This is a genomic window from Pseudomonas sp. MLB6B, from assembly GCF_054508135.1.
The window spans coordinates 2983749-2998637 of sequence record NZ_CP199313.1 but is presented as its reverse complement, the minus strand read 5'-3'; the positions used below and the strand labels follow the sequence as shown (position 1 = coordinate 2998637).

Genomic DNA, 14889 nt, shown 5'->3' with positions numbered 1-14889 from the left:
CCTGTCCAGGGTGGCACCGCCTGCCTCGCGCAGGCGGCGCAGACGATGCCTGTCCGTGCGCGCGGTCCGCTGCACCACGATAGGAGATCGTTCCAATGCTACGCTTCACCGCCCTGCTCACCGCCCTCGGCTTCTCCGGCTTGGCCCAGGCCGCCGCCACGCACTACCCGCTGACCGTGGACAACTGCGGCATGCCGCAGACTTTCGCCGAGGCGCCGCAACGTGCGGTGACCATCGGCCAGGCCGGCACCGAAATCCTCTACGCCTTGGGCCTGGGCGAACGCCTGGCCGGCACCTCGCTGTGGTTCAACGATGTGTTGCCCGAGTTCAAGGCGCAGAACGACAAGGTGCCGCGTCTGGCCGACAACGACCCGAGCTTCGAGGCCGTGGTCGGCAAACGTCCGCAACTGGTCACCGCGCAGTTCGAATGGATGGTCGGCGAGCAAGGCGTGGTCGGCACGCGCCAGCAGTTCCACGAGCTGAACATTCCCACCTACCTGCTGCCCTCCGACTGCGAAGGCAAGGACAACCTGGTCGGCGCCGACGGCACCCGTTTGCAGCCGTTCAAGGTCGACTCCATCTACAAGAGCGTCAGCCAGCTGGCCGAAATCTTCGACGTGCAGGCCCGCGGCGAGGCGCTCAATGCCCAACTGCGTGGGCAGTTGGAGAAGGCCCGAGCGCAGTTGGCCGGCAAGGACCTGTCGGGCACCAGCGCGCTGTTCTGGTTCTCCAGCGCAGACCTCGACATCGACCCCTATGTGGCCGGGCGCCAAGGGGTGGCCGACTTCATGCTGCAAACCCTCGGGGTGCGCAATGTGGTCGAGTCCCAAGAGGAATGGCCCACCGTCGGCTGGGAGACTCTGGCCAAGGCCAATCCCACCTGGCTGATCATCGCGCGCATGGACCGTCGCCGCTTCCCGGCCGACGACTACCGGAAAAAACTCGAATTCCTGCGCACCGACCCGGTGGCGAAGAACCTCGACGCGGTCAAGCAAGGACGCATCATCATCCTCGACGCCGACGCTATGCAGGCCGGGATCCGTCTGTTCCGGGGGCTGGAGACGCTGTCGGACGCCTTCGCCAGCGGTAAAGCGGCGCCGTGAGCCAGCGATTGCTACCAGGCGGTGTCCTGGCACTGCTGGCGCTGGTCGGCGCCTTGCTGGCCGGCATCAGCATCGGCGAAACCAGCGTGGCGCCACGGGTGGTCTACCAAGTACTGGCCAACCACCTGTGGCAAGCCGGCTACGCGGTCGACCCGATCGATGCCGGCATCGTCTGGAACTACCGCCTGACCCGCACCCTGGTGGCAGCGGCGTGCGGGGCGGGCCTGGCGACCTGCGGGGTGATCCTGCAAGCCTTGCTGCGCAACGCCCTCGCCGAACCCTACCTGCTGGGTTTGTCGGCCGGCGCTTCCACCGGTGCGGTAGCGGTGGGCCTGCTGGGTATCGGCGGCGCGGCGCTGTCGCTGTCGGCCGGGGCCTTCATCGGCGCGCTGGCGGCCTTCGCCCTGGTGGTGCTGCTGTCCCGTGCGGCCGGACCTGCGCACAACAACGCGCAAGTGATCCTGGCCGGCATCGCCGGGTCGCAGCTGTTCAACGCCATCACCGCCTTCCTGATCACCAAGTCGGCCACGGCCGAGCAGGCGCGCGGCATTCTGTTCTGGCTGCTGGGCAACCTCAGCGGGGTGCGCTGGCCGTCGGTAGGCCTGGCGGTTCCGGTGGCGCTGCTGGGCCTGGCGGTGTGCCTGTGGCATCGGCGCAGCCTCGATGCCTTCACCTTCGGCGCCGATTCGGCGGCCTCGCTCGGGGTGCCAGTACGCCGCACGCAATTGCTATTGATCAGCTGCGCGGCGCTGGTTACGGCGGTGATGGTGTCGATCGTCGGCGCCATCGGCTTCGTCGGGCTGGTCATTCCTCATGCGCTGCGGCTGCTGCTCGGGCCGGGGCATACGCGACTGCTGCCGGCCAGTGCCTTGGGCGGCGCGCTGTTCCTGATTTGCGCCGACATCCTCTCGCGCACCTTGCTACCTGGGCAGGTGATTCCGGTAGGCGTGGTCACGGCGCTGATCGGCGCGCCGGTGTTCGCCTTGATTCTGGTCAGCCGCCGGGGGCGCTCATGAGCAATCTCGCGGCCGTGCGCCTGGCACCGCTGAGCTGCGCGGGTCTGGGCCTGAGCGTGCGCGGCCACCCGCTGCTGCACGACATCGACCTGCAACTGCTGGCCGGGGAAACCCTCGGCGTGGTCGGCCCCAATGGTTCTGGCAAGTCCACCTTGCTCAAGCTGCTGGCTGGGTTACGCACGCCCAGCCAGGGCAGCGTGCAACTGCTCGGCGAGCCGCTCGCAGATTTGCCGCGGCGGCGCGTCGCGCAAACCCTGGCATTGGTCGAGCAACAGGCCGACACCCACGACGCCATCAGCGTCTTCGAAGCCGTTGCCCTGGGCCGCACACCCTGGCTGTCGGCGCTGGCCCCCTTCGGCGAGACCGACCGCGCCATCGTCGAGCGGGCGCTGCGCGACGTCGATGCCGTGCACCTGCAACGACGGGTGTGGGGCTCGCTGTCGGGCGGCGAGCGCCAGCGCGTGCACATCGCTCGTGCCCTGGCCCAGCGACCGCAGGTGTTGCTGCTCGACGAGCCGACCAACCACCTCGACATCCAGCACCAGCTGAGCCTGCTGCACTGCGTGCAGGCGTTGCCGATCAGTACCGTGGTGGCCTTGCACGACCTCAACCAGGCCCTGACCTGCGACCGTCTGGCCGTACTCGACCAAGGCCGCCTGGTGGCGCTCGGCGCACCCTTCGACGTGCTCACACCCGCGCGCCTGCTGAGCACCTTCGGCGTGCACGCCCATTACCTCACCGACCCTTACGACGGCGCGCGCATCCTGCGCTTGCGCACGCCCTGACGCTGGAAACCTACCCATGCTCCGATTCACCGCTGCCGTGTGCCTCGCCGGCCTGATGTTCGCACCCCAGGCCCAGGCCGAGATCCATGAAGTGAAGATGCTCAACCGCGGCGGCGACGGCGCCATGGTCTACGAGCCCGACCACCTGCGCATCGCCCCGGGCGACAGCGTGCGCTTCATACCCACCCACGCCAGCCACAACGCCGCCACCCTGCCCGCGCTTTGGCCCAAGGGCACCGAGCCGTTCAAGGGCAAACTCAATCAGGCCACCGAACAACGCTTCAGCGAGCCGGGGCTGTATGGCATTCAGTGCATTCCGCACCTGGCCATGGGCATGGTCATGCTGATCCAGGTGGGCGATGCCGACTTGAGCGCGGCGCAATGGCCGAGCGATTTGCCGGCCCGCGCCGCAACGCGTCTTCAAGCGCAACGCGCGAAGCTGGAGGCCGGACGATGAGCCATCTGACCCGCGCCGCCCTGCTCCTGCCGCTGCTGGGTATCGCACCGCTGGCCGCCGCCGAATCCGACGAGTCGGCGCAATCGGCCGCCAGGGGGTTCGTCGAAGACAGCCGCTGGAGCCTGCTCAACCGCAGCGTCTACGACCGCCGCGACTACCACAATGGAGGCCGCAACGGCGCGGCGCGCAACGCCTACAAGCCTCGCAGCGAGCGCAGCGACCTGGCCGAGGAATGGGGTTATGGGGCGATCGGCACCTTCACGTCGGGCTTCACTCAAGGCCAGGTAGGCTTCGGCATCGACGCCCACGCCTTGCTCGGCGTCAGGCTCGATAGCGGCGGCGGCCGTGCCGGCAAGGTGCGCTTGCTGGCCGTGGACAACGACGGCCATCCGCAGCGCAGCTTCGACCGCGCCGGGGCGGCGGTGAAGATGCGCGTGTCCAACACGGTCCTGAGTTACGGCGAGCAACGCCTCAAGACCCCGGTGTTCAGCGCCTCCGACAGCCGCTTGTTGCCGGAGACCTTCACCGGCTGGTGGCTGAACAGTGACGAGATCGACACCCTCAAACTGGTGGGCGGGCACTTCACAGACGATGCCGACCGCAACGCGTCGAGCCACGGCAATGGCCTTGTAGTCAACTATTCCAACGGCAAGCGCGGCGACAGCATCGATGTGGCCGGCGCGGTGTGGAACCCCACGGCCGCGTTCGGCGCCAGCCTCTATACTTCGCATTACGACGACACCTGGAACCAGCAATACCTGGGCAGCACCTTCAGCCACGCGCTGGACGCGCACCGCAGCCTCAACCTGGATTTGAACCTTTACCGTACCCGCGATACCGGCAAGGCGCTGTCCGGGCGCATCGACAACGTCACCTGGAGCCTGATCTCGCGCTATCGTCAGGATGCCCACACCCTGAGCCTGGGCTGGCAGCAGGTACACGGCGACACGCCGTTCGACTACGTCAGCCGCGGCGCCATCTACCTGACCAACGCCGTGCAACTGTCGGACTTCAACGCGCCCAATGAGAAATCCTGGCAGGCGCGCTATGACTTCGACCTGTCCAGCGTCGGTGTGCCTGGCCTGCTGCTGAGCGCGTTGTACGTGCGCGGTTTCGACATCGACGGCAGCCATGTCGACTCCAGCGGCGGCTATGCCTATCTGGGCTATGGTCAAGGCGGCAAGCACTGGGAGCGCGACCTGGAAGCGCGCTATGTGGTGCAGTCGGGCCAGGCCAAAGGCCTGACCTTCTCGCTGCGCCACGACGTGCACCGCGGCAACACCGCCCAGGCCGAACTGGACAGCAATCAGGTGCGCTTGGCGGTGGAATACCCGCTGGGCGGCGGTTTCTAACCGCAGGAAATCTCGGCCGAGCTACCACAGGGGATGCGCCATGGGCCGTCCATCCCCGCGCCGCAAACCTCCTGGCACCCGCAAAGGGGAGCGGCTGTGCCGATGGCATGGCACCCAAACCACCTGCCATCATTGCGTCACACCCCCTTGCGACACTGCCTGCCACCGGCCCCGCCGTGACGGCAACGCCAACGCTCTCAAAGCCCCACTCGCCCCGAGCTGACGAAAAGCGCCGCGCGCCCTTTCGATCCGAGGCCAGTGAAGGCACAATGCGTGTCTTTTTTTGGCCGGCCGGGCCGGGAGGCCTTTTCCATGATCAAGACGCCGTACTACCTCATCGACAAGACCAAGCTGCTCAGCAACATGGAGAAGATCGCCTACGTGCGCGAGCAGTCCGGCGCCAAGGCGCTGCTGGCACTCAAATGCTTCGCCACCTGGTCGGTGTTCGACCTGATGCAGCAGTACATGGACGGCACCACTTCGTCCTCGCTCTACGAGCTCAAGCTCGGCCGGGGGAAGTTCGTCGGCGAGACCCACGCCTACAGCGTGGCCTGGGCCGACGACGAAATCGAAGAGATGCTCGCCAACTGCGACAAGATCATCTTCAACTCCATCGGCCAGCTGCAGCGCTTCGCCGAGCAGTCCGCCGGCAAAACCCGTGGCCTGCGCGTCAACCCGCAGGTCAGCAGCTCCGACTACCTGCTGGCCGATCCGGCGCGCCCCTTCAGCCGCCTGGGCGAATGGGACCCGGAAAAGATCGAAGCGGTGATCGACGACATCTCTGGCTTCATGTTCCACAACAACTGCGAGAACGGCGATTTCGGCCTGTTCGACCAGATGCTCACGCACATCGAGCAACGCTTCGGCCACCTGCTGCACAAGGTGCAGTGGGTCAGTCTGGGTGGCGGCATCCACTTCACCGGCGAAGGCTACGACGTCGACGCTTTCTGCAAGCGCCTCAAGTCGTTCTCCGACACCTACGGCGTGCAGGTGTACCTGGAGCCTGGCGAAGCGGCCATCACCCAGAGCGCTTCGCTGGAAGTCACCGTGCTCGACACGCTGTACAACGGCAAGCACCTGGCCGTGGTCGACAGCTCCATCGAAGCGCACCTGCTCGACCTGCTGATCTACCGCCTCAACGCCAAGCTGGCGCCGAGCGAGGGCGAGCACACCTACATGATTTGCGGCAAGTCGTGCCTGGCCGGCGATATCTTCGGCGAATACCAGTTCGCCAAGCCGCTGGCCATCGGCGACCGTCTCTCGTTCGTCGACGCGGCCGGCTACACCATGGTCAAGAAGAATTGGTTCAACGGTCTGAAGATGCCGTCCATCGTCGTCAAGCAACTCGATGGCAGTATCGACGTCGTCCGTGAGTTCGGTTTTGAAGACTACGTTTCCAGCCTGTCCTAAGACGGCATTCAGTAAGGAGCAACAGATAAATTGAAGAAGAACGTTCTTATCATTGGTGCAGGAGGTGTCGCCAAGGTGGTGGCCCACAAGTGCGCACAGCATAACGACGAGCTTGGTCGTATTGCGATCGCGTCACGGAACATCTCCAAATGCCAGGCCATCATCGACAGCGTCAAGGCCAAGGGTAGCCTCAAGGTACCCGCAGACATCCAGGCCTTTTCGCTCAACGCACTCGACGTCGAAGCGACCAAAGCGCTGATTCGCGAAACCGGATCGCAGATCGTCATCAACGTCGGCTCCGCCTTCCTCAACATGTCGGTGCTGCGTGCCTGCATCGATACCGGTGTCGCCTACCTGGACACCGCAATCCACGAAGAACCCGGCAAGGTGTGCGAAACGCCGCCCTGGTACGGCAACTACGAGTGGAAACACACCGAAGAGTGCCAACACAAGAACATCACGGCCATTCTCGGCGTCGGTTTCGACCCGGGTGTGGTCAACAGCTACGCGAAACTCGCGCAGCAGCAGTATTTTGACCGCATCGACTCGATCGACATTCTCGACGTCAATGCCGGTTCGCATGGCAAGTACTTCGCCACCAACTTCGACCCGGAGATCAACTTCCGCGAGTTCACCGGGCAAGTGTGGAGCTGGCAGAACGGCCAGTGGACCAGCAACAGCATGTTCGAGGTCAAGCGCACCGACGATCTGCCGGTGGTGGGCGAGCAGAACCTGTACCTGACCGGCCACGATGAAGTGCACTCACTGTCGAAGAACCTCGACGTGCCCAACGTGCGCTTCTGGATGAGCTTCGGCGAGCACTACATCAACGTCTTCACCGTGCTGAAGAACCTGGGCCTGCTTTCCGAGCAGCCGGTACGCACCGCCGAAGGCCTCGACGTCGTGCCGCTGAAAGTGGTCAAGGCCGTGCTGCCCGACCCAGCCTCGCTGGCGCCCGGCTACACTGGCAAGACTTGCATCGGCGATCTGGTCAAAGGCACCAAGGACGGCCAGCCGCGCGAAGTGTTCATCTACAACGTGGCCGACCACGAAGACGCCTTCGCCGAAACCGACAGCCAGGGCATCTCCTACACCGCGGGCGTACCACCCGTCGCAGCGGCCCTGCTGGTCGCCCGTGGCGAGTGGGACGTGCAGCGCATGGTCAACGTCGAAGAGCTGCCGGCCGAGCCGTTCCTCAAGGCACTGGACGTGATGGGCCTGCCTACCCGGGTGAAGGACGAGCATGGCGATCGTGCCTGGGATGCACCCGTCTAAAGGCTAGCGGCGAGCCCCGATGGCGTGGGCTCCAGGCCTTGCAAGACGAAACTGCCCGTGGTGCGCCGGACGATGTCCGGTACGCTGCGGGCAGTTTTTTTGTGGCAATCGTCGGGTAGCCGAGAAACTCGCATGACGAGGTCGGCCGCCCCGCGCTGGCGCACAATTCAAGTCCGCTGAATGCCTCCCTGACGTAAGTCTCCCTTCCCGCAACCATTTTCCGAAAAGGACTACAAGCGACAGAGAAAAACCTCTAGGCCTTGCGCTTTTCTGCGCGCCTTACCCGCTTCCATCATTCCCCCTATGCGTGCAAACGCCTCGCGCCCAAGGGGAACGACATTGACGGATTACCACCACAAGCTCAGCCACCTCGCTGCTGAAGACATCGAAACCTTGTACCAGCGCTACTTGGCCGGCGAACCCATCGCCGCGCTGCTCGTCGAGTACGCCGTCGATGTGCCAGCCAGCGGTTTGATCAGGGCCTTCCCGCCCCTACCCTGTACCGACCTGAACTGCCCCTGGTGCGAGCGGCCGCTGCATACCCGTCGGCGCGGCAAGTCGCAACCGGCGCGCAGCGTCAACGAAGCCTTCTGCCTGACCTGCGAGCACCGCTACTACTTTCCCGCCTACAACCGGCTGCAACGCTACTGCATCTGTGCGCCTTGCAGTCAGGAGCGCGATCACGCCCGGCATGACCAGCAAGCGCGCCTGCGCGAGCAGATCATCGCCCATTGGGCGGTCGGGTCGGCGTCGATGGTGCCGTACGCCTCACTCGGAATCGGCAGCAAACTCGCACTCATGGCCATCATCGAAGCGCGCGGCAGTGCGTGGAGCGACCGTATCGAGCCTGTCGAGCCGGGGCACGGTGCCCTGCTGTTGAGCCCTAGCGAAACCATGGACACGGCCCTGTTCGAAAGCGTGCGCCTGCAAACCCTGCTGCTGGTCGACCCGCACTCGCCGCTCGAAGCCTTCGTGCCCAACCCCGCTGTACCGCGCCTCGGGCGCGTACACTGGATCTGCAACATCACCCTCGACGGCCAGCAACGCGCAACGCTCACCGAGGTCTATCGACATCTGCATCGCGACTTGGCCCGCGGCCCTAAGCCCGAATGGCACCGCGAGCTGACCCAACTGATCCGCAGCCTGGCCGTCGAGGAAGTCTACGGGCAGATCGAACGCCGCTGCGCCGAACATGGCTTGGCCTTCCGCGCCCGCGAACGCAGCCAGGCGGTGGCCGAGTCACTGCTCGAACACCTCTCGGTCTGCCATGTCTGGGACCTGGCCAATACCGCCCTGCACGGTGCACTGCAATTCGCCGATCACTGCAACGTTAATTCCATGCACGTGGTCGGCACCCTCCCCGGCAAACTGAACCATCTGGGCCGCCGCGCCATCGGCGAGCGCTGGGCGCCGCGCGGATCGCGGCAGACGGCTGGGTCGCTCAGATCGGTGTACAGCCGGCTGTTGCACGGCTTGCTGCTCGGCAATCCCGACGGCGGCCTGGAATGCCCTCTGAACCTGTACGCTCAGGCCCTGCCCTGCACATCGCGCGCTGTCTCTTCGGCACAACTGCCGTGCATGCAGGGCGATACCGCTTGACCTTGACCTTGCCCATGCCGAGGCGGATGGCGCTCGCCCATGGGCAAGTTCGGTACTCAAGGCCGCGAAGGCGCTCGCGCCAGCATCAGCGTCATCAAGCTTTCATGCTCGATAGGCCGGCTGAGCAGGAATCCCTGCACCTCATGGCATTGGTCCGCGCGCAGTACGGCCAGTTGCTCGGCCGTCTCCACCCCCTCGGCCGTCACCGTCATGTTCATCGCAGTACCGAGGTTGATGATCGCCTGCACCACGCGTCGATCGTTGGTATTGCTGGCCAAGGCCTGGATGAAGCGCTTGTCGATCTTGATGCTGTCGAAGGGATAGGTGCGCAGGTAACCAAGCGAGGAATAACCGGTGCCGAAGTCATCCATGCTCAGACGCACGCCCAGTTCCTTGAGCGCGTTGAGGGTCTGCAAAGCGCTTTCGATGTCGTTGAGCATCACGTTTTCGGTAATTTCCAGCTCTAGACGGTGTGCTGGCAGGCCGCTGCGAGTCAGTGCCTGATGCACGTCGCGCACCACGTCGCTGCGGACGAACTGGTGCACGGTCGGTCAGTGCAACTGACGACCGGGAAACGATGGCGCCAGCAGTCAGGCGCAGGCGACGCGGGTCACTCGACCCGCAAGCGCCAATACCCGTGCCAGTTCAGACGCAGCTCAGCCAAGGGCAGGACATCGACGCGCCGCGCCATCGACAATGCACCGCCCAGCACATGCTGCAAGGCTGCGCGCATCACCCAAGGGTGGGTAACGGCCAGCCATTGCCCAGGCGGCAAACCCTGGTCGAGCCAGGCACCGACGCGGGTGCTCAACTGCCGGAGCGACTCGCCGCCATGGGGTGCGGCCAGCGGGTCGTCAAACCAGCGTTCCAACGCCTCGGGCGCGTCAAGCTCCACGTCCTTGAGCGTCAGGCCGCACCAATGCCCCAGGTCGATGTCGGACAGTGCCGCCTCCACCTTTCCCGCCAAACCCAAGGCCGAGGCAGTCTGCAGCGCACGCTGCTCCGGCGCGACCAGGCATTGCAGGGCGTGCGGCCAGGAACGCGGCGCAGGCGGGTCGCGCAGCGCATCGTCTGGCCGATGGAAGCGCCCTACCCGCTGCGCCTCGGTCGCGCCGTGGCACAGCAAGGTCAGCTCGATGGCCCGCACCGCCGCCGCTCAGCGTCAGCCTTGTCGAGCTGACATGCGCGCCCGCGCCGCGTGCAGCTTCTTGTAGCTCTCGAGCAGGCGCTGGTGTCGCTCCAACCCTTCGAGCTTCATGCTGGTCGGGGTCAGGCCGTGGAAGCGCACGCTGCCTTGTACCGAGCCCAGCACCGCTTCCATGCGCGCCTGGCCGAACATGCGGCGCAGGTTGGCTTCGTAGTCGGCAAGGTGCAGCTCGTTGTCCAGCTCGATTTCCAGCACTACGTTCAGCGCCTGGTAGAACAAGCCGCGTTCGACGGTGTTGTCGTTGTATTGCAGGAACATCTCCACCAGTTCCTTGGCCGGATCGAACTGCTTGAGCGCCACGTGGATCAGCAGCTTGAGCTCCAGCACGGTGAGCTGGCCCCAAGGGGTGTTGTCGTCGAACTCGATGCCGATCAGCGTCTTGATCTCGGTGTATTCGTCCAGCTCGCTGTTTTCCAGACGCTCGACCAGGGCCTTGAGCTCGCGGTCGCTCAGGCGGTGCAGGTTGAGAATGTCTTCGCGGAAGTACAGGGCCTTGTTGGTGTTGTCCCAGACCAGATCGTCCACCGGGTAGATCTCCGAGTAACCCGGCACCAGGATGCGACAGGCCTGGGCGCCCAGGTGCTCGTACACCGCCATGTAGCTTTCGTGGCCGAGCGCTTCGAGGATGCCGAACAGCGTGGCGGCTTCTTCGACGTTGGCGTCTTCGCCCTGGGCGGAGAAATCCCACTCGACAAAGTCGTAGTCGGGTTTGGCGCCGAAGAAACGCCACGACACCACCCCGCTGGAATCGATGAAATGCTCGACGAAGTTGTTGGGCTCGGTCAGCGCGTGGCTTTCGAAGGTCGGCGCCGGCAAGTCGTTGAGGCCTTCGAAGCTGCGGCCTTGAAGCAGTTCGGTGAGGCTGCGCTCCAGCGCCACTTCAAGGCTCGGATGCGCACCGAAGGAGGCGAATACGCCGCCGGTGCGCGGGTTCATCAGGGTCACGCACATGACCGGGAATTCGCCGCCCAGGGACGCGTCCTTGACCAGCACCGGAAAGCCCTGGTCTTCCAGCCCTTTGATGCCGGCGACGATGCCGGGGTACTTGGCCAGCACCGCTTCGGGCACATCCGGCAGGCACAGCTCGCCTTCGAGAATCTCGCGCTTCACTGCCCGCTCGAAGATCTCCGACAGGCATTGCACCTGGGCTTCGGCCAAGGTGTTGCCGGCGCTCATGCCGTTGCTCAGATAAAGGTTTTCGATCAGGTTCGACGGGAAGTACACCACCTCGCCGTCGGACTGGCGCACGAACGGCAGCGAGCAGATGCCACGGGCTTGGTTGCCGGAGTTGGTGTCGATCAGGTTCGAGCCGTGCAGCTCGCCGTCCGGGTTGTAGATGGCCAGGCAATGCGCGTCGAGAATCTCGCCGGGCAGCTCATCGTCGGGGCCCGGCTGGAACCAGCGCTCGTCGGGATAGTGCACGAACGGCGCGTTGGCCAGCTCCTCGCCCCAGAACTGATCGTTGTAGAAGAAGTTGCAGTTCAGCCGCTCGATGAACTCGCCCAGCGCCGAAGCCAGGGCGGCCTCTTTGGTGGCGCCCTTGCCGTTGGTGAAGCACATCGGCGACTGGGCGTCGCGCAGGTGCAGCGACCAGACGTTGGGCACGATGTTGCGCCACGAGGCGATCTCGATCTTCATGCCCAGCCCTTCGAGCAGGCCGGACAGGTTGGCGATGGTCTGCTCCAGCGGCAGGTCCTTGCCCGGGATCAGCGTGCGCGCGGTGGAATTCGGGTCGAGCATCAGCAGCGACTGGGCGCTGGCGTCGAGGTTCTCGACCTCTTCGATGATGAACTCGGGGCCGGTCTGCACCACCTTTTTCACGGTGCAGCGGTCGATCGAACGCAGGATGCCCTGGCGATCCTTCTCGGAAATGTCGGCCGGCAGCTCCACTTGAATCTTGAAGATCTGCTGATAGCGGTTTTCCGGGTCGACGATGTTGTTCTGCGACAGGCGGATGTTTTCCGTGGGGATGTCGCGGGTCTGGCAGTAGAGCTTGACGAAGTACGCCGCGCACAGCGCCGAAGACGCGAGGAAATAATCGAACGGGCCCGGCGCCGAACCATCGCCCTTGTAGCGGATCGGCTGGTCGGCGATCACCGTGAAGTCGTCGAACTTCGCTTCGAGGCGAAGGTTGTCGAGAAAGTTGACTTTGATTTCCATGGGCGATTACCGGGTACCGTCTGAACAAAAGTGGCGGCGATTATCCGGATTTTTGCCGGGGAAGTCTTGCCCGGCGGGCCGATGGCTTTTGCTATGATGGCCGCCCTCCCAGGCACCCAGCGCTGGGTGCCTATGCCCCGTATACCGAGTGCCCGCCATGAACCGTCGCAAGAAAATCAACCAACTGCTCAAGGCCAACGCCAAGAAGGCTAGCGCCAAGCTCGCGCCACGCAGCAGCAAGCCCAAGTACGTCAGCAAGGCGGACCGCGCCAGGCTCGAGGCCGAGGCCGTACAGGCGCCAGTGGTGGACTGAGCAGACCTGCGGCAGTGGCCGACTCGTCGCTCTGATCGACGCTGATGGCTCTTCAGCGAAACACAACGTGTGAAGGCTCGACCGGGAACAGAGCCTGCAAGGAGCTGGACGATGAACATTGTGGCCGCACAGATCGCTTGTACCCCTGGCTCGTTCGGCAGCAGCGTCGAACGCCATCTGACCGTGATCGAGCGCGCCGCAGGCCTTGGCGCCGCAGCGTTGTTCTTCCCTGAGTTGTCGCTGACCGGATACGCTCCGAGCCGGGCGGCGCAACAGGCCATGCACCTGGACGATGCGCGGCTGGAGGTGTTTCAGTACGCCAGCGACCGCCATCGGATGTCGATCGCCATTGGTATGCCGACCCGGCATGGGTCGGGTGTGCAGATCAGCCTCGTATTCTTCCAGCCGGATCGACCGAGACTCGGCTATGCCAAGCAATGGCTGTATGCGGACGAGCAGGCATTCTTCGTGCCCGGCGATACGGCGATGCTGTTCGAAACTGGCGGCTATCGGTTGGCGCCGGCCATCTGCTTCGAGTCGATGCAACCTGAGCATGCTCAGGCGATGGCCGACCTGGGCGCTCAGATGTATCTGGCCAGCGTCGCGAAATCCGCAGAGGGCGTGCAGGCGTCGTTGCGGCATTACCCACTGATTGCCCAGCGGCATGCCATGCCGGTGGTGATGGCAAACGCTGTCGGCCCGGTCGAAGGATTCGTTTGCGCCGGTGGTTCCGGCGTATGGGACGGCGATGGCAAGGTGTTGTGTCAGGCAGGCACCGATGATGAAGCGCTGGTGTGTTACGACCTGGCCAGCGGGCGAGCTGAGGTGGTCGTCCTGGCTTGACGCCACGCGATCCGATCAAACTTTCAGGCCCGTGCGCGTTCTGTTGAACAGACACCTGATCTTTGAGGAGACGCCATGAAACCCACCGATTCGAACCCAGCCGACAAAGTCCCACGTCCGATTTCCTCCGAACAGGCGCAAAAAGGCGAAGGCTCGCCAGATCCGGTTCTCGAGCAGGGCGACCCGAGCACCAAGATCGTCGACAAGGTCATCACGCCGACCGAAGTCAAGGAACTCGAAGAGCAGACCCGCCAGATCAATGAGCGTCTGGCCGAGGTCGAGGCCAAGACTTCGCGCTGAACGCCTGCCTAGCCTATGGCGTGCCGTGTGACACACGGTGCGCTGTCAATACCCTCCCCCAAGCCGTTTCTCCGCCGACTCACGGCCACTTCCCGACGATGCTTCACACCAGGGGGCGCCTCCTGAGACCGGCACTTAGCCCCCCCGCGCAACCAACCCCCCTTGCCTGACCTCATCAATCCGCTACCCTCGACGCTCACCGTTCAAGGGCACCTCATGTTCGATTGGGAAGATTTGCGTTATTTCTCCGCCTTCGTCAGCGCTGGATCGCTGTCGGCTGCCGCCAAGGCCTTGGCCGTGGACCACGCCACCGTGGCTCGGCGCATCGCCTCGTTGGAAACCTCGTTGCACCTCAAACTCGTCGACCGCCGCGCGCGGGTGTACCTGGTCACAGAGCAAGGCCAACGCGTCGCGGCCTTCGCCCAGCAGATGCTCACGACGTCTTTCGCCCTGGAGCATTTCGCCAGCGCCGGGCAGGCGCAGGTGGAGGGCCAAGTGGTGCTCAGCGCCCCACCCGCCCTGCTCGGCAGCCTGATCGCCCGACGTTGCGGCGAGTTGTTCGCACGCTACCCCGCGCTGACGCTGAAGCTGGTCGGCAGCAAGTCCCGCGCCTCCCTGGCGCGTCGCGAGGCGGACCTTGCCATCAGCCTCACCCGTCCTACCGAGCCTACTTTGGTGGCGCAGTTGCTAGGCCACCTCGAATACCGTTTGTACGCCGCCCCCGCCTACCTGCGCAGCGGGCAAACGCCGGTATATATCGGCTACGACGCGTCCCAGGCCAAGTCACCTCAGCAACGCTGGCTGCTCCAGCAAGCGGGCGACGGCACCTTCGTGTTGCACAGCAACGACCTGCGCATCCAGGCCGAGGCGGCGGCCGGCGGCGCCGGTATCGCCTGCTTGCCGGCGTTCATGGCCGAGGAGCACCAGCTTGAGGCGGTCAGCTGCGCAGGTGCCTCGACGAGCATCGAAATCTGGCTGGCCGTGCACGAAGACGCGCGCAACACTCCGCGCATCAGAGCCGTGATCGACTTCGTCCAAAGCTGTTTGCAGCCGCTGTTGCGCTTGTGAA

At 64.6% G+C, this 14889-nt stretch carries 14 protein-coding genes and 1 pseudogene; 12 read left to right on the top strand and 3 right to left on the bottom strand.

The window, feature by feature from the left end; genetic code table 11:
• The first annotated feature begins 95 nt into the window (after positions 1-95).
• The 8 genes from ACSMEV_RS13450 to ACSMEV_RS13415 all read left to right on the top strand — a co-directional run bounded on the left by ACSMEV_RS13450 (position 96) and on the right by ACSMEV_RS13415 (position 8997).
• A complete protein-coding gene (locus tag ACSMEV_RS13450; RefSeq protein ID WP_459205587.1) occupies positions 96-1103 on the top strand; it encodes an ABC transporter substrate-binding protein in 1008 nt (335 codons plus the stop codon).
• Positions 1100-2119 (top strand): FecCD family ABC transporter permease, encoded by a 1020-nt coding sequence (locus ACSMEV_RS13445; RefSeq protein ID WP_459205586.1) that lies wholly within the window; start codon positions 1100-1102, stop codon positions 2117-2119. The genes ACSMEV_RS13450 and ACSMEV_RS13445 overlap by 4 nt, the downstream gene beginning before the upstream one ends.
• A complete protein-coding gene (locus ACSMEV_RS13440) occupies positions 2116-2904 on the top strand; it encodes an ABC transporter ATP-binding protein (protein WP_459205585.1) in 789 nt (262 codons plus the stop codon). The genes ACSMEV_RS13445 and ACSMEV_RS13440 overlap by 4 nt, the downstream gene beginning before the upstream one ends.
• A gap of 16 nt (positions 2905-2920) precedes the next feature.
• The gene (locus tag ACSMEV_RS13435) at positions 2921-3361 is read left to right on the top strand and encodes a pseudoazurin (protein ID WP_459205584.1); all 441 of its coding nucleotides are present in this window, start codon (positions 2921-2923) and stop codon (positions 3359-3361) included.
• Positions 3358-4713: an OprD family porin gene (locus ACSMEV_RS13430; protein WP_459205583.1), complete on the top strand. Its 1356-nt coding sequence runs from the start codon at positions 3358-3360 to the stop codon at positions 4711-4713. The genes ACSMEV_RS13435 and ACSMEV_RS13430 overlap by 4 nt, the downstream gene beginning before the upstream one ends.
• 312 nt (positions 4714-5025) lie before the next feature.
• Positions 5026-6123: a carboxynorspermidine decarboxylase gene (locus ACSMEV_RS13425; RefSeq protein WP_459205582.1), complete on the top strand. Its 1098-nt coding sequence runs from the start codon at positions 5026-5028 to the stop codon at positions 6121-6123.
• A 30-nt stretch (positions 6124-6153) separates the two neighbouring features.
• The gene (locus ACSMEV_RS13420; RefSeq protein WP_459205581.1) at positions 6154-7398 is read left to right on the top strand and encodes a saccharopine dehydrogenase family protein; all 1245 of its coding nucleotides are present in this window, start codon (positions 6154-6156) and stop codon (positions 7396-7398) included.
• Between the two features lie 339 nt (positions 7399-7737).
• A complete protein-coding gene (locus ACSMEV_RS13415) occupies positions 7738-8997 on the top strand; it encodes a hypothetical protein (protein ID WP_459205580.1) in 1260 nt (419 codons plus the stop codon).
• Positions 8998-9053: 56 nt separating this feature from the next.
• On the opposite strand, the pseudogene ACSMEV_RS13410 reads toward ACSMEV_RS13415, so the two are convergent.
• The 3 genes and pseudogenes from ACSMEV_RS13410 to ACSMEV_RS13400 all read right to left on the bottom strand — a co-directional run.
• Positions 9054-9536: pseudogene (locus tag ACSMEV_RS13410) on the bottom strand (EAL domain-containing protein); the annotation flags it as partial.
• Between the two features lie 71 nt (positions 9537-9607).
• Positions 9608-10144, bottom strand: coding sequence for a histidine phosphatase family protein (locus tag ACSMEV_RS13405; protein ID WP_459205579.1), 537 nt, complete (start codon positions 10142-10144; stop codon positions 9608-9610).
• Positions 10145-10159: 15 nt separating this feature from the next.
• The gene (locus ACSMEV_RS13400) at positions 10160-12364 is read right to left on the bottom strand and encodes an OsmC domain/YcaO domain-containing protein (RefSeq protein ID WP_459205578.1); all 2205 of its coding nucleotides are present in this window, start codon (positions 12362-12364) and stop codon (positions 10160-10162) included.
• 157 nt (positions 12365-12521) lie between these two features.
• On the opposite strand from ACSMEV_RS13400, the gene ACSMEV_RS13395 reads away from it, so the two are divergent.
• The 4 genes from ACSMEV_RS13395 (at position 12522) to ACSMEV_RS13380 (ending at position 14888) form a co-directional block, all read left to right on the top strand.
• Positions 12522-12677: a DUF2986 domain-containing protein gene (locus tag ACSMEV_RS13395; protein ID WP_459205577.1), complete on the top strand. Its 156-nt coding sequence runs from the start codon at positions 12522-12524 to the stop codon at positions 12675-12677.
• A 111-nt stretch (positions 12678-12788) separates the two neighbouring features.
• On the top strand, positions 12789-13520 hold the full coding sequence (locus tag ACSMEV_RS13390; RefSeq protein WP_459205576.1) for a carbon-nitrogen hydrolase family protein: 732 nt from the start codon (positions 12789-12791) through the stop codon (positions 13518-13520).
• 75 nt (positions 13521-13595) lie between these two features.
• Complete coding sequence (locus tag ACSMEV_RS13385) at positions 13596-13820, top strand: hypothetical protein (protein ID WP_459205575.1); 225 nt, start codon at positions 13596-13598, stop codon at positions 13818-13820.
• Between the two features lie 216 nt (positions 13821-14036).
• Positions 14037-14888 carry a LysR family transcriptional regulator gene (locus tag ACSMEV_RS13380; protein WP_459205574.1) on the top strand — a complete coding sequence of 284 codons (852 nt, stop codon included), beginning with the start codon at positions 14037-14039 and terminating at the stop codon, positions 14886-14888.
• Position 14889: the final 1 nt, after the last annotated feature.